The 24,386-nt window shown below is 60.6% G+C and carries 19 protein-coding genes; 12 read left to right on the top strand and 7 right to left on the bottom strand.

All coding sequences use genetic code 11. The features are described from left to right. Positions 1 to 22 precede the first annotated feature (22 nt). The 5 genes from fadA (at position 23) to QMK52_RS26760 (ending at position 5,877) form a co-directional block, all read left to right on the top strand. On the top strand, positions 23 to 1,198 hold the full coding sequence (fadA, locus tag QMK52_RS26780; RefSeq protein WP_005786153.1) for an acetyl-CoA C-acyltransferase FadA: 1,176 nt from the start codon (positions 23 to 25) through the stop codon (positions 1,196 to 1,198). 98 nt (positions 1,199 to 1,296) lie between these two features. Continuing rightward, positions 1,297 to 1,533, top strand: a complete 237-nt coding sequence (locus QMK52_RS26775; protein ID WP_032803813.1) for a DUF1653 domain-containing protein — start codon at positions 1,297 to 1,299, stop codon at positions 1,531 to 1,533. Positions 1,534 to 1,647: 114 nt separating this feature from the next. Beyond that, complete coding sequence (gene topA, locus QMK52_RS26770; protein WP_005786156.1) at positions 1,648 to 4,269, top strand: type I DNA topoisomerase; 2,622 nt, start codon at positions 1,648 to 1,650, stop codon at positions 4,267 to 4,269. Between the two features lie 737 nt (positions 4,270 to 5,006). Further along, positions 5,007 to 5,528 (top strand): DUF6586 family protein, encoded by a 522-nt coding sequence (locus QMK52_RS26765; protein ID WP_005786158.1) that lies wholly within the window; start codon positions 5,007 to 5,009, stop codon positions 5,526 to 5,528. Between the two features lie 115 nt (positions 5,529 to 5,643). Next, entirely contained in the window at positions 5,644 to 5,877 is a 234-nt protein-coding gene (locus QMK52_RS26760; protein WP_005786160.1) for a hypothetical protein, read from the top strand. A gap of 54 nt (positions 5,878 to 5,931) precedes the next feature. On the opposite strand, the gene sulA is transcribed toward QMK52_RS26760, so the two are convergent. Both sulA and lexA read right to left on the bottom strand, forming a co-directional pair. Beyond that, positions 5,932 to 6,405, bottom strand: a complete 474-nt coding sequence (sulA, locus tag QMK52_RS26755) for an SOS-induced cell division inhibitor SulA (protein ID WP_005786162.1) — start codon at positions 6,403 to 6,405, stop codon at positions 5,932 to 5,934. Positions 6,406 to 6,415: 10 nt separating this feature from the next. Next, entirely contained in the window at positions 6,416 to 7,024 is a 609-nt protein-coding gene (gene lexA, locus QMK52_RS26750) for a transcriptional repressor LexA (protein WP_003172575.1), read from the bottom strand. 263 nt (positions 7,025 to 7,287) lie between these two features. On the opposite strand from lexA, the gene QMK52_RS26745 reads away from it, so the two are divergent. Both QMK52_RS26745 and nagZ read left to right on the top strand, forming a co-directional pair. Further along, on the top strand, positions 7,288 to 7,995 hold the full coding sequence (locus tag QMK52_RS26745; RefSeq protein ID WP_005786171.1) for a TetR/AcrR family transcriptional regulator: 708 nt from the start codon (positions 7,288 to 7,290) through the stop codon (positions 7,993 to 7,995). Positions 7,996 to 8,131: 136 nt separating this feature from the next. Beyond that, entirely contained in the window at positions 8,132 to 9,142 is a 1,011-nt protein-coding gene (gene nagZ / locus QMK52_RS26740) for a beta-N-acetylhexosaminidase (protein ID WP_005786173.1), read from the top strand. Between the two features lie 101 nt (positions 9,143 to 9,243). Here the strand turns inward: nagZ and QMK52_RS26735 are convergent, their stop codons facing one another. The 3 genes from QMK52_RS26735 to mfd are packed head-to-tail and all read right to left on the bottom strand — an operon-like array spanning position 9,244 to position 15,971. Further along, positions 9,244 to 11,934, bottom strand: a complete 2,691-nt coding sequence (locus tag QMK52_RS26735) for a DEAD/DEAH box helicase (protein WP_320403687.1) — start codon at positions 11,932 to 11,934, stop codon at positions 9,244 to 9,246. A gap of 9 nt (positions 11,935 to 11,943) precedes the next feature. Further along, complete coding sequence (locus QMK52_RS26730) at positions 11,944 to 12,510, bottom strand: CsiV family protein (RefSeq protein WP_320403686.1); 567 nt, start codon at positions 12,508 to 12,510, stop codon at positions 11,944 to 11,946. 11 nt (positions 12,511 to 12,521) lie between these two features. After that, positions 12,522 to 15,971: a transcription-repair coupling factor gene (gene mfd, locus QMK52_RS26725; protein WP_320403685.1), complete on the bottom strand. Its 3,450-nt coding sequence runs from the start codon at positions 15,969 to 15,971 to the stop codon at positions 12,522 to 12,524. Positions 15,972 to 16,311: 340 nt separating this feature from the next. Between mfd and QMK52_RS26720 the strand changes: the two genes are divergently transcribed. Both QMK52_RS26720 and sthA read left to right on the top strand, forming a co-directional pair. Then, a complete protein-coding gene (locus QMK52_RS26720) occupies positions 16,312 to 17,775 on the top strand; it encodes a glyceraldehyde-3-phosphate dehydrogenase (protein ID WP_032803369.1) in 1,464 nt (487 codons plus the stop codon). A 426-nt stretch (positions 17,776 to 18,201) separates the two neighbouring features. Beyond that, positions 18,202 to 19,596 (top strand): Si-specific NAD(P)(+) transhydrogenase, encoded by a 1,395-nt coding sequence (sthA, locus tag QMK52_RS26715; protein ID WP_005786183.1) that lies wholly within the window; start codon positions 18,202 to 18,204, stop codon positions 19,594 to 19,596. A 42-nt stretch (positions 19,597 to 19,638) separates the two neighbouring features. Here sthA and QMK52_RS26710 read toward each other — a convergent pair whose 3' ends face one another. Together QMK52_RS26710 and QMK52_RS26705 are read right to left on the bottom strand one after the other, a co-directional pair. After that, a complete protein-coding gene (locus tag QMK52_RS26710; RefSeq protein ID WP_003172585.1) occupies positions 19,639 to 20,361 on the bottom strand; it encodes a glycerophosphodiester phosphodiesterase in 723 nt (240 codons plus the stop codon). A gap of 44 nt (positions 20,362 to 20,405) precedes the next feature. Beyond that, positions 20,406 to 20,984: a PilZ domain-containing protein gene (locus QMK52_RS26705; RefSeq protein ID WP_194440310.1), complete on the bottom strand. Its 579-nt coding sequence runs from the start codon at positions 20,982 to 20,984 to the stop codon at positions 20,406 to 20,408. Between the two features lie 94 nt (positions 20,985 to 21,078). Here QMK52_RS26705 and QMK52_RS26700 point away from each other — a divergent pair, with 94 nt between their 5' ends. The 3 genes from QMK52_RS26700 to QMK52_RS26690 are packed head-to-tail and all read left to right on the top strand — an operon-like array spanning position 21,079 to position 24,325. Continuing rightward, entirely contained in the window at positions 21,079 to 22,329 is a 1,251-nt protein-coding gene (locus QMK52_RS26700; RefSeq protein WP_005786187.1) for a lipoprotein-releasing ABC transporter permease subunit, read from the top strand. Between the two features lie 7 nt (positions 22,330 to 22,336). Then, positions 22,337 to 23,020, top strand: coding sequence for a lipoprotein-releasing ABC transporter ATP-binding protein LolD (gene lolD / locus QMK52_RS26695; protein ID WP_019818240.1), 684 nt, complete (start codon positions 22,337 to 22,339; stop codon positions 23,018 to 23,020). A 60-nt stretch (positions 23,021 to 23,080) separates the two neighbouring features. After that, the gene (locus QMK52_RS26690; RefSeq protein ID WP_320403684.1) at positions 23,081 to 24,325 is read left to right on the top strand and encodes a lipoprotein-releasing ABC transporter permease subunit; all 1,245 of its coding nucleotides are present in this window, start codon (positions 23,081 to 23,083) and stop codon (positions 24,323 to 24,325) included. The last annotated feature ends 61 nt before the right edge of the window (positions 24,326 to 24,386 follow it).

The raw sequence follows: 24,386 nt of genomic DNA, 5'->3' as shown, positions 1-24,386 counted from the left end.
ATCGACTAGAGCGAGAATATTTATGAGCTTGAATCCAAGAGACGTCGTGATTGTCGACTTCGGTCGTACTCCGATGGGCCGCTCCAAGGGCGGCATGCACCGCAACACCCGCGCTGAAGATATGTCGGCGCACCTGATCAGCAAGCTGCTGGAACGTAACGTCAAGGTTGACCCGAACGAAGTCGAAGACGTGATCTGGGGCTGCGTCAACCAGACCCTGGAGCAGGGCTGGAACATCGCGCGCATGGCGTCGTTGATGACTCAGATCCCGCACACCGCAGCCGGCCAGACCGTCAGCCGCCTGTGCGGCTCGTCGATGAGCGCGCTGCACACCGCTGCACAAGCGATCATGACCGGCAACGGTGATGTATTCGTGGTCGGCGGCGTGGAACATATGGGCCACGTCAGCATGATGCACGGCGTCGATCCCAACCCGCACATGTCGCTGTACGCGGCGAAGGCCTCGGGCATGATGGGCCTGACCGCGGAAATGCTTGGCAAGATGCACGGCATCACTCGCGAAGCCCAGGACGCGTTCGGCCTGCGTTCCCACCAACTCGCCCACAAGGCGACCGTGGAAGGCAAGTTCAAGGATGAGATCATCCCGATGAACGGCTATGACGAGAACGGTTTCCTGAAACTGTTCGACTACGACGAAACCATTCGTCCGGACACCACCCTGGAAAGCCTCGCGGCGTTGAAGCCTGCGTTCAATCCAAAGGGCGGCACCGTGACAGCCGGTACGTCGTCGCAGATCACCGACGGTGCTTCGTGCATGATCGTGATGTCGGCGCAGCGTGCCCAGGACCTGGGTATCCAGCCGTTGGCCGTGATCCGTTCGATGGCGGTAGCAGGTGTGGACCCGGCGATCATGGGCTATGGTCCAGTACCGGCCACACAAAAAGCCTTGAAGCGCGCAGGCCTTTCCATCTCCGATATCGACTTCTTCGAGCTCAACGAAGCTTTCGCCGCACAGGCCCTGCCAGTGCTGAAAGATTTGAAAGTACTCGACAAGATGAACGAGAAGGTTAACCTGCACGGCGGTGCGATTGCCCTGGGCCACCCATTCGGTTGCTCCGGTGCACGTATCTCCGGCACTTTGCTTAACGTGATGAAGCAAAATGGCGGCAACCTTGGGGTTGCAACCATGTGCATTGGTCTCGGCCAAGGCATCTCCACCGTCTTCGAACGCGTCTAAACGTTCGGTTGACGGAAGCCGGGGCCCAGTGCCCCGGTTTTTGTTTTTTGGAACTTTTTAATATTTTTTTTCAACAAATTTTGTACGAGGGCCAGAGCATGAAAGTCGAACCAGGGCTCTACCAACATTACAAGGGGCCGCAGTACCGCGTTTTCAGCGTGGCACGGCACTCGGAAACCGAAGAAGAAGTGGTGTTTTACCAAGCACTGTATGGCGAATACGGCTTTTGGGTGCGTCCCTTGAGCATGTTCCTGGAGACCGTTGAAGTTGACGGCGAGCAGGTCCCGCGCTTTGCTTTGGTCCAGGCCGAACCCAGTCTTTTTAAAGGGCAATAACGGCAGGTCGCGCAGAATGCTGCGCTTGACCTCACCTTGTTGCCACTATATATAGCGTTGCCGCGACAGGCGCCAACTGCCTTTCACTTCTCGAATTCAGGAACTTTCCGATCCATGGGCAAATCGCTGGTCATTGTGGAATCCCCGGCTAAGGCCAAGACCATCAACAAGTACTTGGGCAACGAGTACGTGGTGAAGTCGAGTATCGGCCATATCCGAGACCTGCCCACCAGCGGTTCGGCTAGCGCCAGCAAGGAGCCTGCCGCCAAGCGCGGCAAGGCGGCCGCAGGCGAAGGTCCGGTGCTCAGCCCTAAAGAGAAAGCGCGCAAGCAGCTGGTCTCGCGCATGGGTGTGGACCCGGACCATGGCTGGAAGGCCAAGTACGAAATTCTTCCGGGCAAGGAAAAGGTCATCGAAGAGCTGCGCCGGCTCGCCAAGGATGCTGACACCATCTATCTCGCGACGGACTTGGACCGCGAAGGGGAAGCCATTGCCTGGCACCTGCGCGAAGCCATCGGCGGTGATGACAGCCGCTACAAGCGTGTGGTGTTCAACGAAATCACCAAGAAAGCCATCCAGGAAGCCTTCTCCAAGCCGGGCGAGCTGGACATTGACCGCGTCAACGCCCAGCAGGCCCGTCGCTTCCTCGACCGCGTCGTGGGCTACATGGTCTCGCCACTGCTGTGGGCGAAAATTGCCCGTGGTTTGTCCGCCGGCCGTGTGCAATCGGTTGCGGTGAAGCTGGTGGTGGAGCGTGAGCGTGAGATTCGTGCGTTCAACCCCGAAGAATATTGGGAAGTCCACGCGGACCTGGGCACTGCCAAGGGCGCCAACGTGCGCTTCGAAGTGGCCCGCGAGAAAGGCGAGGCCTTCAAGCCGCTGAACGAAGCCCAGGCCATGGCCGCGCTGGAAAAGCTCAAGGCTTCCAGCTACAGCATCGTCAAGCGTGAAGACAAACCGACCAGCAGCAAGCCGTCGGCGCCGTTTATCACTTCTACCCTGCAACAGGCCGCGAGCAACCGCCTGGGCTTCGGGGTGAAGAAGACCATGATGATGGCCCAGCGTCTGTATGAAGCCGGTTACATCACCTACATGCGTACCGACTCCACCAACCTGTCGCAAGACGCGGTGGCGATGGCGCGCACGTATATTGAAAGCGAATTCGGCAAGACCTATCTGCCGGAGAAGCCGAACGTCTACAGCAGCAAGGAAGGCGCACAAGAGGCTCACGAAGCGATTCGTCCTTCCGACGCCAACACCACGCCCGCCAAGCTGAGCGGCATGGAGCGTGACGCTGAGCGCCTCTACGAGCTGATCTGGCGCCAGTTCCTGGCCTGCCAGATGCTGCCGGCGCAATACCTGTCTACCACTGTCAGTGTGGGCGCTGGCGACTTCGAGCTGCGCGCCAAGGGCCGTATCCTCAAGTTCGACGGCTACACCCGCGTCATGCCGCAAATCGCCAAGCCAGGCGATGACGACGTGCTGCCGGACATGGCCCAGGGCGATACGTTGAAGCTGATCAAGCTCGACCCGTCCCAGCATTTCACCAAGCCGCCGGCGCGCTATTCGGAAGCCAGCCTGGTGAAAGAGATGGAGAAACGCGGTATCGGTCGCCCGTCGACCTATGCAGCGATCATCTCTACCATCCAGGACCGTGGCTACGTCGCGCTGCACAACCGTCGTTTCTATTCGGAAAAGATGGGCGATATCGTTACCGAGCGTCTGTCCGAGAGCTTCTCCAACCTGATGGACTACGGCTTCACCGCCGGTATGGAAGAGAACCTCGATGACGTGGCCCAGGGCGAGCGCGACTGGAAAAACGTGCTGGATGAGTTCTACGGCGACTTCAAGAAAAAACTCGAAGTGGCCGAGAACCCTGAGAGCGGTATGCGCGCCAACCAGCCGGTAATGACGGATATTCCGTGCACCACCTGCGGTCGACCAATGCAGATTCGTACCGCCTCCACGGGCGTATTCCTCGGTTGCTCGGGCTACAGCCTGCCGCCCAAAGAGCGCTGCAAGGCGACCGTCAACCTGGTGCCGGGTGATGAAATCGCGGCTGATGACGAGGGTGAATCCGAGTCGCTGGTGCTGCGTGGCAAGCACCGCTGCCCGATCTGCAGCACGGCGATGGACGCCTACCTGCTGGACGAGAAGCACAAGTTGCACATCTGCGGTAACAACCCCGATTGCAATGGCTACGAGATCGAAGAGGGCACCTACCGCATCAAAGGCTATGAAGGTCCGAGCCTGGAATGCGATAAGTGCGGCAGCGAGATGCAGCTCAAGACCGGCCGTTTCGGCAAGTTCTTCGGCTGCACCAATCCGACCTGCAAGAACACGCGCAAACTGCTCAAAAGCGGTGATGCGGCGCCGCCGAAGATGGATCCGGTGAAGATGCCGGAGCTCAAGTGCGAAAAGGTCAACGACACCTACATCCTGCGTGACGGTGCTTCGGGGCTGTTCCTGGCTGCCAGCCAGTTCCCGAAAAACCGCGAGACCCGTGCGCCGCTCGTGATGGAAATCGTACCGCACAAGGACGAGATCGATCCGAAGTACCACTTCCTGTGTGAAGCGCCGAAGAAGGACCCGGATGGTCGCCCAGCCGTAATCCGCTACAGCCGCAAGACCAAGGAGCAGTACGTGCAGACCGAAGTGGACGGCAAGCCTACCGGCTGGAAAGCGTTCTACGACGGCGGCAAGTGGAAGGTCGAGGACAAGCGCCAGGGCGCTTGATCCATCGGATGCGCTGAAGATCCAAATGTGGGAGGGGGCTTGCCCCCGATGAGCATGGGTATCTACACAACTTTGGCATGGCCCTGAACCTGTGGCGAGGGAGCTTGCTCCCGTGGCGGCCTGACAGCCACCGACTATCTAAATGATGCGACGCGATCCAAATGTGGGAGCTGGCTTGCCTGCGAAGGCGGCCTGACAGCCGACCAGGATGTTGGATCAGACCGAGTACATATCCGTTGCTGCGGTAACGGCCGCTTATGGTTTCGCTCTTACAGCGACTCACTTTTGGAGACGCCCAAAAGTAAGCAAAAGGCCTTCGCCCCACCACTCTGCACCTCGCTGTGGCTCGGTGTGCCCGTAATCCGCCAGTGATTTGGGGGGCCGCCGCCACGCGCCATCCATGGCGCGGGGCGGCTAAACCGGCATCCCTGCCGGTTTACCCCCCAAATCCCTGTCGAATTCCGGCCAGCGTGGTTTAACGGGGCGCCTAAGATCAAGATCAAAAGCAGATCAAGATCAAGAGCGGCTCGCTTCGCATCGTGGTTACTGATGGTTGCTACGTCAGAGTTGTGTAGATACCTATGCCCCGATGAGGGAGTGTCAGTTGATACATCTGTAACTGACCCACCGCCATCGGGAGCAAGCCCCCCCCCCCACATTTGCACTTGCAGTACATTCGGCTGATCCGTGACACTGTTCAGCCAGCATCACGCCTATTCGTTGTGGAGATTGCCGTCATGGCCAACGAACTCTATACCCGTACCAATCAGAAAATTTACTTCGCGGGTTTATCCCTGGACGCCCTTGGCCGTGCAGAGGAAGGGAAGGAGATGAATGCCATCGCGCTGGTGCAGGCGGGGCGCGAAGCGGCCTTGTTCCATCTCTATGGCGCGTTGCTGGGGCTGTGTCATGAAATTGCAGGGTTCTACCGCTTGCCCCAGGCAGGTGCCCCCCGGGCAGAAATGATCATGAATCGTGAAGTGCTCGATTCGATGGCGATCCCTGAGTTGGCCGAGCTGGTGGAAATGGCCCAGAGCCCTGACAGTTGGGTGGCACGGCTGCTCAAGGCCCATGCGGATATGTTCCATCCACCACGTATTCCCCATGTGCCCAAGGGCGATGTCACCCAGCCGCTGATCGTTGCCGTGGCGTTGGAACAGGATGAGCTCAAGCCCTTGGGGCGCGAAGAGTTGGAAGGCTGGCGCCAGGAGCTGAAAAAGATGGCGTTGCGTTTTCGTGAGGGGTTGAACGAGTGCTGAAGGTAGGCGCTCGCCGGGCACCATTCATCAAGCCGTAAAGAAACCTGCCCGGTTCCTCTGCGAGGCTGGGTGGATGACTGATATAATCTCGGCCTTTCGTGGAGAACAGACTTTTATGCCAACGTCCTTTCTGGAAATTGTTGAACTGCCTGATGGCCGAATCGAACTGCGCCGGGCTGAGGACGAAGGTTCTCTGGTTATTCTGGATTTTTCCGAAGATGCCAAAGTGTTCCTGCAGGGCCAGCACGTGGAAGTGGCTAAAGCCATGTTGAGCGTGGGCGTGCAGATGGCAGGTCGCCTGGCTGAAGGCGAACCGGAGAAGGACGACGGCCCGCGGGTACTTCACTGAAGTCTTGTGCTGAAAGGGCTTCCAAGCCCGATCACTGCACGCCAAGCTGTAGTTTTATCCCAAGCGAATATTCAAACTCTGAGCATCGCCCGTACGTGCGGCACTGATGAGTTGCTGCTTGGCGCTCGCATTCAACGGATTCAACCAGCTCACCACCGTATGACTGCGGCCTAGACGCAAGGCCTCACAGGTCAACTGCTGGGCGCTCTGCGCTCCCCGTGGCTGCAACAGCAGGATGCGCTCGCGGTTGAGGCCGGCGTCCCGCAGCCAGGCCTGGGTCAGGCTGGCGGGCGGGGCGATCAGCGTCAGCCAGCGTGCGTCCTGGTCTTCGCTCAATTCGCGCAGAATTGGCGCCAGCAGGTTCAGGCAGCTTTCGGCTGCACCGCGCAACGACAATTCACTGAACGCCTCAGGTTCACCGCCCCAGGGGGCTTCGACCGTTTCCTTGAGGATGGGCGCAAGGGGTTGGGCCATAAAGGCCTCGAACAGCGACAGTTGTGTGTGTTGTGGGGTGTGCACGAGCTGCATGATGCCTCCTTTAGCGGCGAATGACGCCGACACTCAAGCCTTCGATCACCAGGTCCTGATCTTTCAGGTTGACTTCAATCGGGGCGAACTCAGGGTTCTCGGCCAGCAGCCAGACCTTGCTGCCTTCACGCTTGAAGCGTTTGACCGTGACCTCATCACCGATACGGGCGACGACGATCTGGCCATTGCGGGCTTCACGGGTGGTATGCACGGCGAGCAGGTCGCCATCGAAGATGCCTACGTCCTTCATGCTCATGCCGTGCACACGCAACAGATAGTCGGCGCGAGGATGGAAGAAGGTCGGGTTGATATTGCAGGATTCCTCGACGTGCTGCTGCGCCAGGATCGGCGCACCGGCAGCGACGCGGCCGATGATCGGCAGTGTCGATTCGTCGGCCTTGGCTTCAAAGCCAGGGATGCGGATACCGCGTGATGCCCCTGGAGTCATCTCGATCGCGCCTTTGCGAGCGAGCGCCTTGAGGTGCTCTTCCGCGGCATTCGGGGACTTGAACCCCAGTTCCAGGGCAATCTCCGCACGGGTAGGCGGGTAACCGTTGTCATCAAGGCAGCGCTTGATGAAGGCCAGAATCTCGGCTTGGCGTGGCGTCAGTTTTAGCATGTTGATCGCTCTGTCTTTTTATACAGTGACTGGGATTATATACAGTGAACTGCGCTTGGCAATCATCCTTTTGCGCGACTCCGCTGGACGGTCATGCGTCACCCTTCCTACAACGTAGATGGGGTGTTGCCTACACGGCGGAAGGGATGTGATTAAATAGCGATGAAAGGGGTGACTGCCCGGCCGGAAAGCGAACCCGCAGGCTTGACAAGACACACTCTGAAACGTATGTTTCAAACAAGTGTTTGTCAGGCGGAGTAGCCATGGCCCAGTCGGAAACCGTTGAACGCATTCTCGATGCTGCCGAGCAATTGTTCGCGGAAAAAGGATTTGCTGAAACCTCATTGCGGCTGATCACCAGCAAGGCTGGGGTCAACCTCGCTGCCGTGAACTATCATTTCGGCTCGAAAAAAGCCCTGATCCAAGCGGTGTTTTCCCGCTTCCTGGGGCCATTCTGTGCCAGCCTCGACCGTGAGTTGGAGCGCCGCCAGGCCAAGGCTGATCACAAGCCAAGCCTGGAAGAACTGCTGGAAATTCTTGTAGAGCAGGCGTTGGTCGTGCAACCTCGCAGTGGTAATGACCTGTCGATCTTCATGCGCCTGCTGGGCCTGGCGTTCAGCCAGAGCCAAGGCCACCTGCGCCGTTACCTGGAAGACATGTACGGCAAAGTATTCCGCCGCTATATGTTGCTGGTCAACGAGGCGGCCCCACGTATTCCGCCTATCGAACTGTTCTGGCGCGTGCATTTCATGCTCGGCGCTGCGGCGTTCAGCATGTCCGGGATCAAGGCGTTGCGAGCGATAGCCGAGACCGATTTCGGCGTGAACACCTCGATCGAACAGGTGATGCGCCTGATGGTGCCGTTCCTCGCTGCGGGTATGCGCGCCGAGACTGGCGTCACCGACTCGACCATGGCCGCCGCCCAACTGCGCCCACGCAGCAAAACTGCACCGGTCGCCGCCAAGGTTTGACCGCCCCTGGGTGTGCGTGGCCGCTTGCATCCGCTAAGCTAGCCGCCATGCCGATTTCAGCTATTTGTCCGCAACCCGTCGTGCTGACCGTGCCTGGTCAGCACGACGGGTTGTGTGCGTTATTTAAGGAAGGTTTATGACTGCTGCCCTGCAAGGTTCTTTGATGGTCGACGTTGCCGGTACCTGGCTGACGGCCGAGGATCGTCACCTGTTGCGCCAACCGGAAGTGGGCGGCCTGATTATTTTTGCGCGCAATATCGAGCATCCACGCCAGGTTCGCGAGCTGAGTGCGGCGATCCGTGCGGTGCGCCCGGACCTGCTGCTGGCGGTCGATCAGGAAGGTGGCCGCGTGCAGCGTCTGCGCCAAGGCTTTGTGCGCCTGCCGGCCATGCGCGCGCTGGCCGATAACCCCAACGCTGAATACCTGGCAGAACAGTGCGGCTGGATCATGGCCACCGAAGTACTGGCCGTGGGTCTCGACCTGAGTTTCGCCCCGGTGCTGGACCTGGATTACCAACGCAGCGCTGTGGTCGGCACTCGCTCCTTTGAAGGCGACCCCGAGCGCGCCGCCGTACTGGCCGGTGCCTTTATCCGCGGCATGAACAGCGCCGGCATGGCCGCCACCGGCAAGCACTTCCCCGGGCACGGTTGGGCCGAGGCCGATTCCCACGTCGCGATCCCCAATGACGAACGCAGCCTGGAACAGATTCGCGCCAATGACCTGGTGCCTTTCGCACGCTTGAGCAAGCAATTGGCCGCAGTGATGCCCGCGCACGTGATCTACCCGCAGGTGGACAGCCAGCCCGCCGGCTTCTCGCGCCGCTGGTTGCAGGACATCCTGCGCGGCGAGTTGCAGTTTGATGGGGTGATTTTCAGTGATGACCTGTCCATGGCGGGCGCCCACGTGGTGGGTGATGCGGCGAGTCGGATCGAGGCGGCGCTGACGGCGGGTTGTGATATGGGGCTGGTGTGCAATGACCGCGCGGCTGCCGAGCTGGCACTCACCGCCGCGCAGCGGATGAAGGTCGCGCCGTCGGCGCGGATTGCGCGTATGCGTGGGCAGGCGGTTGCGTCGACGGACTATAAGCAGTACCCGCGTTGGCTGACAGCGCTTACTGCGTTGCGTGATGCGCAGTTGATCGACTGAAAACCGAAGCGCGGCCATCGCAGGCAAGCCAGCTCCCACATTTTGATGTGTGAATACATTCAAGTGTGGGAGCTGGCTTGCCTGCGATAGCGATCTAACAGTCAGCGCTTCTCTTGCTTATTAGGCAGTGGTGCGAAGAGCGCCTCGATATCCTCATTACCCAACTGCCAATCGCCAGTGGTCCGGCCATCCAGAACACCCGCCGCAAGGTCGGACTTCTCCTTCTGCAAGTGCTGGATTTTCTCCTCCACCGTGCCTCGGGCAATCATCTTGTACACGAACACCGGTTTTTCCTGCCCGATGCGATACGCGCGGTCGGTGGCCTGGTTTTCCGTGGCCGGGTTCCACCACGGGTCGTAGTGAATCACCGTGTCGGCTTCGGTCAGGTTCAAACCCACGCCACCGGCCTTCAAGCTGATCAGAAAGATCTGCAACTTGCCGCTCTGGAAATCCTTCACCGGTGTACGCCGGTCGCGGGTCTGCCCAGTCAGCAACGCGTAGGCAATCCCGCGCTTTTTAAGTTCGGTCTCGATCAGGCTCAGCATCGAGGTGAACTGCGAAAACAGCAGAATCCTGCGGCCTTCGGCAAACAGCTCGTCGAGCATTTCCATCAGGCTGTCGAGCTTGCCTGAGCTGCTGCCACGCGCTGGCAGAGTGGCGTCGTTGACCAGGCGCAGGTCGCAGCACACTTGTCGCAGTTTGAGCAGCGCTTCAAGGATGATGATCTGGCTGCGTGCCACGCCCTTGCGGGTGATTTCGTCGCGGACCTTTTTATCCATGGCCAGGCGCATGGTTTCGTACACATCGCGCTGGGCCTCGTTTAGGTCGACCCAGTGGATGATTTCTGTCTTGGGTGGCAATTCGGTCGCCACCTGTTCCTTGGTGCGGCGCAGCAGGAACGGTTTGATTCGACCGTTGAGGTGCTGCAAGCGCACGTCACTGGCGCGTTTTTCAATCGGCACGCGGTAATCACGGTTGAAGCTCTTCACGTCGCCCAGCCAGCCCGGCAACAGGAAATGGAACAGCGACCACAGTTCACCCAGGTGGTTTTCCAATGGCGTGCCGCTCAGGCACAGGCGCTGGCGGGCGTTCAGCTCGCGTGCGGCCTGGGCGGCCTTGCTGGACGGGTTCTTGATGTACTGCGCTTCATCCAGGATCAATACATGCAAGGGCAGGGCGGCGAGCGTGTCGATGTCCTTGGGCAGCAGGGCATAAGTGGTCAGCAGCAGGTCGTAGTCGTGCAGATTGGCGAAGTGTTTCTTGCGCCCTGCGCCGTACAGCGCCTGCACCCGCAGTTGCGGGGTGAAGTGCGCAGCTTCGTCGAGCCAGTTCGGGATCAGGCTGGTGGGCATCACGACCATGCAGGGCCGATCAAGGCGCCCGGCGATTTTCTCGGAGAGAATATGCGCGAGGGTTTGCAGGGTTTTGCCCAGGCCCATGTCGTCCGCGAGAATCCCGCCCACTTCCAGCTGGCGCAGTGACTGCATCCAGCTCAAGCCTTCCAGTTGATAGGGGCGCAAGGTTGCGTTCAGGCCCTCGGGGGCGACGCAGGTGAAGTCCTTGATGTCCCGCAGGCGTTGGGCGAAGTTACGAATCTTCTCGCCACCCTCCCATTGCAACGGCAGGTCTTCCAGCGGGTTGAGCCTGATCGCGTCGGCCTTGGCCAGGCGCAACGTCGTGGTGCCGGTTTCCTGCAGGTAGAACTCGCCGAGAGTCGCCAGTACCGGTTTCAAGCGCCCGTAGGGCAGCGCCACTTGCAGCGGGCCGTGGCCGTTGGGCAGCCCGGGAATATTCACCAGGATCAGTTCATCATCGCGGCGCCGTGCGAGTTTTTCCGGGTTGAGGATCTCGGTGTGGGAGCGCATCAGGTTCAACAGGATCGGCAGCAGGCTCAACCGCTCGCCATTGACGATGATGCCCAGTTCCAGGTCGAACCAGTCACGCTCGGGCGCTTCATCGACGCTGGCGTACCAGTCGTCCACCGGGCTCAGGTCGAAACCGAAGTCTTCATCAATTTGCAGCTCCCAGCCCTCGGCCCGCAGCGTTGGCGATGAGTTGAGCGTGAAGTTCAGCCAGGCGCTGTCATTGACCATCTCGAACAGCTCGCCAGCGCTTTCAGGCAAGGCCTTGCTCTGTCGCGTGGCGATCTTGAAGCCGAGCAGGCGCAGTTGCTCGCGATAGGGTTGTTCCAGCTCGGGATGGCGTTTGATGCGCAGGCTCTGGGTTTCCTGGCGCACGATAATGTCGGCATTCTTTTGCCCGCTGACATAATTGCCCAGGTAGTTGAACGACAGCGCCGCACGGTGCTGGATATAGCGCTGCATCTTGCCGTTGCGCGGTTCGAACGCGCTGAACTCGACGCTGGCCAGCCACAGGCGAGGCACGGGCCGCACGTCCTCCATGACCACCTGCGGCAGGACCACGCGGTTATCCAGCACGGCCTGGAGTTTTTCCAGCAGTTGCGCATCCTGGGTTGCCGCCGGGTAGGCCAGGGTTTCCTGAACCTTGAGCAGCACCGCCGCGATGTGTTTGCAGTTGGTGTGCACCGGGCAGGTACAGCGGCTATCCACCAGGATCAGCAGGCCCTTGGCCGACTCACGCAACGAGATGGTTTGCCGATAGACGTTACCGCCGGAGCCTTCGCAACTGGCGGTAATGGTGCTGTCACCGCACTCGACGATACGCACGCGGTTTTCCAGTGCGTAACGCCGCCCGCGCTCCAGGCTCTGCTCTTTGAAGCGATTGGCCCACGAAGGGGCCAGGGGTTTGGTCAGAGGCGAAGTGAGGGGCATGGCGCTGGATCAGTCCTGCATGTCGGGCGGTGGTGCGCTGGGCGGCTTGGCGGTCAGCGAGGTGATCTTGATCAACAACGCCAGGTGGCCGCCGTCCAGGTAATTAAGCTGGTTGTTTTTGGTGCGTACGTCTTTCTGCGCCAGGTGTTCACTGGCGATCACGCTGCCGTTGCCGTCGAACTGGTTGATCCAGAAATCGGCATCGATGTCGGTGAAACGACCCAATTGCAGGCTCAACACACCCTCGATAGGAAACTGGCCGAATTGCTCCTGGCCGTCGGTGATCGCGATCTTTACCGGCTGCTCGCCCAGGTTCTGTTCCCAGGCCTTGTGCGCGAGCACGGTGTAGTTGGAGTCGGCGCGCAATTTTTCGACGATGTTGCCCAGGCGCGGCGGGCTCAGCCGCTCGCCCAGGCGCCGGGCGCCGCCGTCCCAGTTCTCCGGTGCGGCGCGGCTGTTGATCACCGGCTCGGCATTCTGGCGCACTAGGATCATTTCCACCTGGTACGGGCTGTCGGCAAATGCCGAAGGCGCGAGTACCACCAACAACAGGCTCAGAATGCGGAACAGGCGCATGGCGGCGTCCTTCAAGGGGATTTCGGAAGGAGGCGCTCAAACAGCGCCTCCAGGGTATTGAAGCGTTCTTCGGCACGTTCCATCGGCACCATGAACTTGAACAGCGTAGCCCCTTCGAACTTGTAGCGGTTGGGCTGGCCCTGGATCAGCTTGATCAGCACCAAGGGGTCTACCGGCGTCTGCGCTTCGAATTCGATACGCCCACCTTGCGGCCCGGCGTCGACCTTCTTGATCCCCAACTGCTCGGCCTGCAACTTGAGCAGGGTCAGGCGCACCAGGTTCTTGGTCGGTTCGGGCAGCAGGCCGAAGCGGTCGATCATCTCCACTTGCAGGTCCTTGAGGCCTTCTTCGTCAGTCGCCGAGGCAATGCGCTTGTACAGGATCAGCCGTGCATGCACATCCGGCAGGTAGTCTTCGGGAATCAACGCCGGCAGGCGCAGGTTGATCTCCGGGCCGCCGCCCAGGGGTTGGTCGAGGTTCGGTTGCTCGCCCTTGCGGATGGCTTTCACTGCGCGTTCGAGCATCTCCATATACAGGGTGAAGCCGACTGCCTGGATCTGGCCGCTCTGGCCATCACCGAGCAGTTCGCCGGCGCCACGGATTTCCAGGTCGTTGGTGGCCAATACAAAGCCGGCACCCAGGTCCTGGGTGTTGGCGATCGCTTCCAGGCGCTTTTCCGCATCGGAGGTAATCTGTTGGCGCGGCGGTGTGAGCAGGTAGGCATACGCCTGGTGGTGACTGCGCCCGACGCGCCCGCGCAGCTGGTGCAGCTGCGCCAGGCCGAACTTGTCGGCACGCTCGATGATGATGGTGTTGGCGCTCGGCACGTCGATGCCGGTCTCGATGATGGTCGAGGCGATCAGCACGTTGAAGCGCTTGTGGTAGAAGTCGCTCATCACCTGCTCGAGTTCGCGCTCGCGCATCTGCCCGTGGCCGATGGCGATGCGTGCTTCGGGCACCAGCTCGGCGAGGTCGGCGGCACATTTCTCGATGGTCTTCACATCGTTGTGCAGGTAGTAAACCTGGCCGCCACGCAGCAGTTCGCGCAGCAGTGCTTCCTTGACCGTGCTCTTGTTCTGTTCCATCACAAAGGTGCGCACCGACAGGCGGCGTGCGGGCGGTGTAGCGATGATCGACAGGTCGCGCATACCCGATACGGCCATGTTCAGCGTGCGCGGAATCGGCGTAGCAGTGAGGGTAAGGATGTCGACTTCGCTGCGCAGGGCCTTGAGCTGTTCTTTCTGGCGCACGCCAAAGCGGTGCTCTTCGTCGATGATCACCAGGCCCAGGTTCTTGATCTTCACATCGTCCGACAGCAGCTTGTGGGTGCCGATGACGATATCGATCTTGCCCTCGGCCAGGTCGGCAACGGCGGCATTCACTTCCTTGGCGGACTTGAAGCGGCTCATCACTTCCACGGTCACCGGCCAGTCGGCAAAGCGGTCGCGGAAGCTGTTGTAGTGCTGCTGGGCGAGCAGGGTAGTGGGCACCAGGATCGCCACCTGCTTGCCGCCATGTACCGCAATAAAGGCCGCGCGCATGGCCACTTCGGTTTTGCCGAAGCCCACGTCGCCACACACCAGGCGGTCCATCGGCTTGGGCGCGAGCATGTCGGCGCGCACCGCTTCGATGGTGGTCTGCTGGTCCGGGGTTTCTTCGAAGGCGAAGCCGGCGCTGAAGGTGGCGTAGTCGGCTTTCGGGTCGGCGAACGCGTAGCCTTCGCGGGCGGCGCGGCGGGCATAGATGTCGAGCAATTCGGCGGCCACGTCGCGCACCTGCTCGGCGGCCTTGCGCTTGGCTTTCTGCCAGGTCTCGGAGCCCAGGCGATGCAACGGCGCCAAAGCGTCGTCGCTACCGGTGTAACGGGCGATCAGGTGCAGGCTGGCCACCGGCACATAGAGCTTGGCGCCCTCGGCGTATTCCATGGTGAGGAATTCGGCGGCCTGGTTGTCGATCTCCAGGGTCTGCAGGCCCAGGTAGCGGCCGACGCCGTGGTCGATGTGCACCACCGGGGCGCCTTCGCGCAGTTCGGTGAGGTTCTTGATCACCGCGTCGTTGTTGGCGTCTGCGCGTTTTTCCCGGCGACGGCGCTGCATCACGCGCTGGCCGAACAGCGGGCTCTCGGCGATCAGTGCGAGGGCCGGGTCGTCCAACAGCAAGCCTTCGTCCAAGGGGGCGATGGTGATCGCCAGGCGCTCTTTGCTATTTACAAAATCCGGCCAGCTGTCGACGGTCTTGGGCCGCAGTTTCAAGCGTTCCAACAGCTCCAGCAGCACTTCGCGGCGCCCGGCGGACTCGGCGGTAAACAGCACGCGGCCAGGGAAGTCACCGAGGAAGTTGGACAGCGCTTCCAACGGTTGCGTGGCCTTGGCCTGGATCGCCAGGTCGGGCAGGGTTCCCGCGGGGAAGCGTTCCCGACCACTGCCGGCGTCTACATCTTGTTGGCTGGCGACCACGCGCGGCCAGTTTTTCAAGCGGGCGAAGCAGTCTTCTACCGGCAGGAACAATTCGGCGGGCGGCAATAAAGGCCGGGACGGATCGACGCGGCGCTCTTCATAGCGGTTGCGCACATCGTTCCAGAAGTTTTCCGCCGCCTGTTCGATACCTGGCAACGAGAACACCTGGGTGTCCTGGGGCAGGTAGTCGAAGAGGGTGGAGGTGTCGTCGAAGAACAATGGCAGGTAGTACTCGATACCCGCTGGGGTAATCCCGCTGCTTAAGTCCTGGAAGATTGGGCAGCGACGGAAATCCACGTCAAAGCGCTCACGAAAGCGCGCCTTGAAGCGGGTGACCGCGTCTTTTTGCAGCGGGAACTCCCGCGCCGGCAGCAGCTTGATCGAGTCGACCTTGTCGATGGAGCGCTGGGTTTCCGGATCGAAGGTGCGCAAGGTCTCGATTTCGTCATCGAACAGGTCGATGCGATACGGCAACTTGCTGCCCATCGGGAACAGGTCGATCAGGGCGCCGCGCACTGCGAACTCACCGTGCTCGTACACCGTGTCGACGCAGCGGTAGCCGCTGGCTTCCAGGCGCGTGCGCATCTGTTCTACGTCGAGCTTCTGGCCGATATCCAGTACCAGGCTACTGCCGAGCAGGAACTTGGTCGGCGCCAGGCGGTGCAGCGCCGTGGTGATCGGCACCACCAGCACGCCGTGGGCCAGTTCCGGCAGGCGGTACAGGCTGGCGATGCGCTGGGAGATGATGTCCTGGTGCGGCGAGAACAGGTCGTAGGGCAGGGTTTCCCAGTCGGGAAAATGCAGCACCGGCAAATCCGGGGCGAAGAAGCTCAGCTCCTGCTCCAACCGTTCGGCACTTTGGCTGTCGGCGGTGAGCAGCAGGGTAAAGCGCTTGGCTGCGCTGGCAGCCTCGGCAATGGCCAGGCTCAGGGCGGCACCGGGCAGGTTGCCCCAGTGCTGTTTACCTGCCGCGGCAGGGAGAAGCGGTAGACGCAGAACGGGCACGGAAGGTTGAGCTCCAAGCGTTGCGACAAAGTCGGTAATTGTAACGGCCCCAGGTGCCGCCTGTCAGTTGCTGACTGTGCCTATTACGGTTTGTAGGAAATGTAGTGGCTAAGACAAACAATGACCGGTTTTGACTCAATATGTAGTGCCAAAATGCGCGAATGTTTAGGAGGGTTACGGACAAGTCGGCGATGGCGCTGGACTAGTGGCCTTCTGGAACCCGCGTATTTACTGGGCTGTAGCGCGACGGTATTTTTTTGCAAGGGCTTTTTGTTGCCCCTAGCGCATTGCTCAACGGCCAGTCGGGCGACATAATGTAGCCCCTTTTTTCTGCCCCTACATGTGGAAGGTTCCCGTGACTCAGAAGCCCGACCAGTGTCTTGGTGAATGGATCGACCGTGAAGCACTCGCAGAAGCGATGATTCCGCTTATCGGCCAGCTGTACCGCAATAACAATGTGGTGAGCTCGATCTATGGCCGCAGCCTGATCAACCAGTCTGTCATCGCGATTCTCAAAGCTCACCGCTTTGCGCGCCATCGCTCCGCCGACGACAGCGAACTCTCCGTCCACGAAACATTCCCACTGCTTAAAGCCATGAGCGAGCTCAAGCTCGGCGCGGCCTCGGTAGACCTGGGCAAGTTGGCCTACAAATTCCGCAAGGAAGGCGCCGGCCGCAGTGCCGAGCAGTTCGTGCGTGAAGAAATGGCCGATGTGGTTGGCCAGCAAAACGCCGCGGCCCGCAAAGGCACCGACGTGGTGCTGTACGGCTTCGGCCGTATCGGCCGCCTGCTGGCGCGCATCCTGATCGAGAAAACCGGTGGCGGTGACGGCCTGCGCCTGCGTGCCATCGTGGTGCGCAAAGGCGCCGAAAACGACCTGACCAAACGCGCCAGCCTGCTGCGTCGCGATTCGGTACACGGCTCGTTCAACGGCACCATCACCATTGACGAAGAAAACAACACCATCACCGCCAACGGTAACCTGATTCAGGTGATCTACGCGAAGAACCCGACCGAGGTGGATTACACCCAGTACGGCATCCAGGACGCCCTGCTGGTGGACAACACCGGCGTATGGCGTGATGCCGAGGGCCTGGGCCAGCACCTGGCTTGCCCGGGTATCGACCGTGTCGTGTTGACCGCGCCTGGCAAAGGCAAGCTCAAGAACATCGTGCACGGCATCAACCACGCTGAAATCACCGCTGACGACAAGATCGTGTCAGCCGCTTCCTGCACCACCAACGCCATCGTGCCGGTGCTCAAAGCTGTGAATGACAAGTTCGGCATCGTCAACGGCCACGTTGAAACCGTTCACTCGTACACCAACGACCAGAACCTGATCGACAACTTCCACAAGGGCGATCGCCGTGGCCGTAGCGCCGCGTTGAACATGGTGATCACCGAGACCGGTGCTGCCACCGCTGCTGCCAAGGCCCTGCCTGAGCTGGCCGGCAAGCTGACCGGTAACGCGATCCGTGTACCGACGCCGAACGTGTCGATGGCCATTCTCAACCTCAACCTTGAGAAAGCAGCCACCCGTGAAGAGATGAACGAGTACCTGCGCTACATGGCGCTGCACTCCGATCTGCACAAGCAAATCGACTTCGTCAACTCGCAGGAAGTGGTCTCCACCGACTTCGTTGGCTCGCGCCACGCCGGTGTGGTGGACGCTGAAGCGACCATCACCCAGGACAACCGTGTTGTGCTGTACGTGTGGTACGACAACGAGTTTGGCTACAGCTGCCAGGTGGTTCGCGTGATGGAAGACATGGCTGGGGTCAACCCGCCTGCGTTCCCGCGCTAAGCCTTTGGGCTGAATGAGAAAGCCCCGACTGGTTCGGGGCTTTTTCATGCCTGTGGGTTTTGTGTTGCTGGGTAGGGCCTCTTCGGGAGCAAGCCCCCTCCCACATTTGAATGTATTTGCAGATCAGAATGTGGGAGGGGCGGTGCGACGATTCGACTTGCTCCCGATAGCGATGGCTCAGTCGACACATTAAACAGATAAGAGTTGTCGCATAATGCTCATCCTGAAATCGGCGCTAATTTGCGTCCTGTAGTATGGCAACACTGGCCTACGACGCGACCAAGGGTTAATGTTCGCGGCGCTCGGCCTTCTATAGACTGTGCCCCGGTTCACACACTTGAGCCAAATTGTCCTTCATGACCGCTGGCCGCGGCATGATTTAGCCCGGCGTCCAACTGTACGCCTGGCCTGTTCTGAGGAGTACGCATGGCTGTCTACAACTACGACGTGGTGGTACTGGGTTCCGGCCCGGCTGGAGAAGGTGCGGCGATGAACGCTGCCAAAGCAGGGCGCAAGGTGGCGATGGTCGATAGCCGTCGCCAGGTCGGCGGTAACTGCACCCACCTGGGTACCATCCCGTCCAAGGCGTTGCGTCACTCCGTGCGCCAGATCATGCAGTTCAATACCAACCCGATGTTCCGGGCCATTGGTGAGCCGCGCTGGTTCTCGTTCCCGGACGTACTGAAAAGCGCTGAAAAAGTCATTTCCAAACAAGTCGCCTCGCGCACCGGCTACTACGCCCGTAACCGCGTCGACCTGTTCTTCGGCACCGGCAGTTTCGCCGACGAGCAAACCGTCGAAGTGGTCTGCGCCAATGGCGTGGTTGAGAAGCTGGTGGCCAAGCACATCATCATCGCCACCGGTTCGCGCCCGTATCGCCCGGCGGACATCGATTTCCACCACCCGCGTATCTACGATAGCGACACCATCCTCAGCCTGGGCCACACCCCGCGCAAACTGATCATCTATGGCGCCGGCGTTATCGGCTGCGAATACGCCTCGATCTTCAGCGGCCTGGGTGTACTGGTGGAGCTGGTGGACAACCGTGACCAGTTACTGAGCTTCCTCGACTCGGAAATTTCCCAGGCGTTGAGCTACCACTTCAGCAACAACAACATCACCGTGCGCCACAACGAAGAGTACGAGCGGGTCGAAGGCCTGGACAACGGTGTGATCCTGCACCTCAAGTCCGGCAAGAAGATCAAGGCCGACGCCTTGCTGTGGTGCAATGGCCGTACCGGCAACACCGACAAGCTGGGTATGGAAAATATCGGGGTCAAGGTCAACAGCCGTGGCCAGATCGAGGTGGACGAGAACTACCGCACCTGCGTAACCAATATCTACGGTGCCGGTGACGTGATCGGCTGGCCAAGCCTGGCCAGTGCCGCCCATGACCAGGGCCGTTCGGCTGCTGGCAGCATTGTCGACAACGGCAGCTGGCGCTACGTGAATGATGTGCCGACCGGGATCTACACGATTCCCGAGATCAGCTCTATCGGCAAGAACGAGCACGAACTGACCAAGGCCAAGGTGCCTTACGAAGTGGGCAAGGCGTTCTTCAAGAGCATGGCGCGTGCGCAGATCGCCGGTGAGCCGCAAGGCATGCTGAAGATCCTGTTCCACCGTGAAACCCTGGAAGTCCTCGGCGTGCATTGCTTCGGCTATCAGGCTTCGGAGATCGTGCACATCGGCCAGGCGATCATGAACCAGCCGGGCGAACAAAATACCCTCAAGTATTTCGTCAACACCACCTTCAACTACCCGACCATGGCCGAAGCCTATCGGGTTGCCGCCTACGACGGCCTCAACCGGCTTTTTTGAGCGGCTCCGGCCGGTGGCCTGAGCCGGCCGGGGAGACCGATTTCAGTAATTCCCGAGGGTGGCAGTGGCCAAACCGGGAAAGTCTGTAATCAGGCTATCTACGCCGAAGTCGGCGAGCCTGCGCATCAGCGCGGGTTCGTTGACTGTCCACACGGACACGTGCAGGCCCTGGCGCTGGGCTTTTTCCAGGCGCTCAGGGGTGCATAACGTCCAGTTCAATGCCAGGTATTCACAGCCATAGTTCTGCGCGACCTTCAACGGGTCGAGCCAGGCGTATTCGGCGACCAGGCCGCGTGACAGGTCCGGGGTGAGTTCCACGGCGGCCTTGAGCACTTCCCGCGAGCTTGACGTCACCGTGACCTTGTCCATCAGGCCAAAGCGTACGGCCATCTCACGGATCGCCAGCACGGTAGTCGCAGCGCGAGTGCGTGAAGCGCTTTTGACTTCCAGTTGCCAGTGATCGAAGTCGCACTTTTCGAACAGCTCCTCCAGGCGTGGGATCGGGCACGGGCTGACCCAACCCGGGCCGCCTTTGCGCGCGTCCATCTTCACCAGATCAGCCGCCGAGTACTCGACGACCTTGCCGCGCCGGTCGGCGGTGCGCTTGAGGGTCGGGTCATGGATGACCATCAGCTCGCCGTCCATGGACAGGTGCAGGTCCAGCTCGCAACGGCGTACGCCGTGCTTGAGGCATTCCTGAAAACTGGTCAGGGTATTTTCCGGTGCTTCGCCTTTGGCACCGCGATGGCCGTAGATCAGGGTCACAGTTGCTCCTTTGCGCCAGGATCGCTGGCGGAATGAATAGGTATTCAGAGGTCGTCGCTTTGCTCTCGCGCCAGACGGCGTTCCTGCGCCTGCTTTTGCAGGATGTAGCGCGCCAGCAGTTGGCGTTGGGCATCGGTCATGGATTCGAATTCCGTGCCCACATCAAAGCTGTCGCCCTTGGGATCGCAATGGGTCACCCGCGCGCGCAGCAACAGGCCGAGCGCCTGGGGCATCAGCACAAGCTTGACCGCCAGGTGAGTATCGGGTGCCAGCGGGGTAGGGTGCTGGAAGTCGATGCCGCCCTCGGAAAGAATCACCGGTTGCGGCGCGCCCACTTCAGCCAGAAGGCCGCGGGCCATGACCTGGCTGAGCAGGTCCAGGCGCTTGTTTTGCACTTTGAGGAAGGCCGCCAGGCTGCGGTCTTTCTCGCTGATCTGACGCAGCAGGTGCTGGGCTTCGAATTCGCTCAGGTGCAGTTCGCTGAGCAGATTGAATAGCGGCGAATCATCCAGCAACACTTCCTTGCTCGCCGCTTCGGGGCCAGACAATGTGCTGATTTGAAGTGCGATCATGTCGTCGATACGGTAGTATTCGCGGCGCTCTTCTTCATCTAATGTCGACATGGCGAACCCCAGGTAACGGTAATGGTCTGAGTGTAAAGCTGCTTACCAGACCCCGCCACCGGGACGTCTTCTTTTCCTCCGAACAAGCCCCGACATGTTCAGACCTCTCTTCGTATTTATCGGCACGCGTTATACCCGTGCAAAGCGTCGCAATCATTTTGTGTCGTTCATTTCCTTGACCTCGATGATCGGTCTCGCCCTGGGCGTGGTCGTGATGATCGTGGTGCTGTCGGTGATGAACGGCTTCGATCATGAGATGCGTACCCGCGTGCTGGGCATGGTGCCCCACGCGACCATCGAGGGCGATGCGCCCATCAACGACTGGCAAAGCCTGGCCGCCAAGGTCAAGCAGAACCCCAAGGTGGTGGCGGTCGCGCCGTTTACCCAGATGCAGGGGTTGCTGACCAACGACGGCAAGGTGCAGAAGATCCTGCTCAATGCCATCGACCCGGCCCAGGAACGCCACGTCTCGATCATCGACAAGTTCATGCAGCAAGGTAAGCTCGACGACCTGGCCCCCGGCAGTTTCGGCATCGTTATCGGTGACAAGGCGGCGGCCAAGCTCGGTGTGGGGGTTGGCGACAAGCTGACCTTCGTCGCTCCGGAAGTCACCGTGACCCCGGCCGGCATGTTCCCGCGCATGAAGCGCTTTACCGTGGTCGGCACCTTCCACGTCGGCGCCGGCGAGATCGACGGTTACATCGGCCTGACCAACCTTACCGACCTGGCCCGCCTGCATCGCTGGCAGCCGGACCAGGTGCAGGGCCTGCGGCTGAAGTTCAACGACCTGTTCGACGCCCCGCGCGGCGCCTGGGAAATCGCCCAGCACTTGGGTGAATCCGAGTATTACGCCCGCGACTGGACCCGTACCCACGGCAACCTCTACCAGGCCATCCGCATGGAGAAGGCCATGATCGGCCTGCTGTTGCTGCTGATCGTCGCCGTGGCTGCGTTCAACATCATTTCCACGCTGGTGATGGTAGTGAACGACAAGAAGGGCGATATCGCCATCCTGCGTACCCTGGGCGCCACGCCGGGGCAGATCATGGCGATCTTCATGGTGCAGGGCACCGTGATTGGCGTGGTCGGCACCCTGATCGGTACTGCGGTGGGCATTCTGGCCGCTCTGAACGTCAGCGCCGCCATCGCCCTGCTTGAAAAAGTGATCGGCCACAAGTTTCTCAACGCTGACGTCTACTTCATCGACTACTTGCCGTCCCAGGTGCAAACCCAGGACGTGCTGATGGTGGGCGGCGCCGCGTTGGTCCTGAGCTTCCTTGCCACCCTGTATCCAGCCTGGCGCGCGGCACGTACCCAGCCAGCACAGGCATTACGTTATGAGTGAATCGGGCATGAGTGAAAAAGCAATCCTGAGCTGCCGCAACCTGGGCAAATCCTACGAGGAAGGCCCGGAATCGGTGGTTGTGCTGTCGAACCTGCAACTGGAACTGCATCCGGGTGAACGCGTGGCGATCGTCGGCAGTTCCGGCTCCGGCAAAAGCACCTTGCTGAACCTGTTGGGCGGCCTCGATACGCCGTCCCAGGGCAGCGTATGGCTGGCCGGCGAAGAACTGTCGGCGTTGAATGAAAAGGCCCGTGGCCAACTGCGTAACCGCTCGCTGGGCTTTGTGTACCAGTTCCACCACCTGCTGCCGGAATTCACCGCCCTGGAAAACGTGTGCATGCCGCTGTTGATCGGCAAGACCGCGATCCCGGAGGCGCGCCAACGTGCCACCGCCTTGCTGGAGCGCGTCGGCCTCGGCCATCGCCTGGAGCACAAGCCGGCCGAACTGTCCGGCGGTGAGCGCCAGCGTGTGGCGATTGCCCGCGCCCTGGTGAACAACCCTGGCCTGGTGATGCTCGACGAGCCGACCGGCAACCTCGACTCCCACACCGCCCAGGGCATCAAGGACTTGATGCTGGAACTGAGCACCCAGATGCGCACCGCGTTCCTGGTGGTGACCCATGACATGAGCATGGCCCGGCAGATGGACCGCGTGTTGCACCTGCAGGAAGGTCACCTGGTCGCCATCTGACCTGTTTCAAGCCTGGCGCCTGGCGTCGGGCTTTTTCATTTTTTCAGGCGGTGTACGCGAATGTTCAGACCGTTATCCATTTTCATCGGCACGCGCTATACCCGCGCCAAGCGCCGTAACCGTTTTGTCTCGTTTATCTCGATGACCTCGATGATCGGCCTCGCCCTGGGCGTATTGGCCATGATCGTGGTGCTGTCGGTAATGAACGGCTTCCAGCGCGAAATGAGCTCGCGCATCCTCGGCATGGTGCCCCACGCCACCATCGTCGGCGTAAAGCCGATTGATGACTGGCAACCGGTGGCGGCCGCGGCGATGAAGAATCCGCAAGTTACAGCTGCGGTACCGTTCACCCAGATGGACGGCATGTTCTCCTACAAGGGCGCCATGCAGCCGATCGAGATCAGCGGCGTCGACCCGGCCCAGGAAGGCAAGGTGTCGATCGTGACCCAGCACATCGTGCGCGGCAAACTGGACGACCTCAAACCCGGCGAGTTTGGCGTGGTGGTCGGCGATATCACCGCGCGGCGCTTTCGCCTGAACGTGGGCGACAAGCTGACCCTGATCGTCCCGGAACTGAGCAGCGCGCCGGGCGGCATCACCCCGCGTATGCAGCGGTTGAACGTGGTGGGCATCTTCAAGGTCGGCGCCGAGCTGGATGGCTCCATGGCCCTGATCCACATGGCCGACGCGGCAGAAATCCAGCATTGGCAGCCCAACCAGGTGCAAAGCGTGCGCCTGGCGGTGAAGGACTTGTACGCAGCGCCGACCGTCTCGGCGGATATCGCCGCCAGCCTGGGCGCAGCCTACAAGCCCGATGACTGGACTCACACCCAGGGCAGCCTGTTCAGCGCGATGAAAATGGAAAAGACCATGATCGGTCTGTTGTTGCTGATGATCGTCGCCGTGGCTGCGTTCAACATCATCGCCACGTTGATCATGGTGGTGAACGACAAGGGCGCGGACATCGCGATCCTGCGCACCATCGGCGCCACGCCTCGGCAGATCATGGCGATCTTCATGGTGCAGGGCACGGTGATTGGCGTGGTCGGCACCTTGATCGGCGGCGTGCTGGGGGTGATTGCGGCGCTGAACGTGAGTGAACTGGTAGGTTGGCTGGAGCGGGTGAGCGGGCAGCATATCTTCAGTTCGGATGTGTATTTTGTCAGCAACCTGCCTTCGGAGCTGCAAGGTGGAGACGTGTTGCTGATTTGCTCGGCGGGGTTTGTGCTGAGCTTCTTGGCGACGATTTACCCGGCGTATCGGGCGGCGAAGATTGAGCCGGCCCATGCCTTGAGATATTCGTAAGGCCTTAGACCGCTATCGGGGGCAAGCCCCCTCCCACATTTTGACCTCATTGTTCCTGAAT

The organism is Pseudomonas sp. P9_2 (genome assembly GCF_034008255.1).
GTDB lineage: Bacteria > Pseudomonadota > Gammaproteobacteria > Pseudomonadales > Pseudomonadaceae > Aquipseudomonas > Aquipseudomonas synxantha_A.
This window is presented reverse-complemented; position numbering and strand designations above follow the sequence as displayed.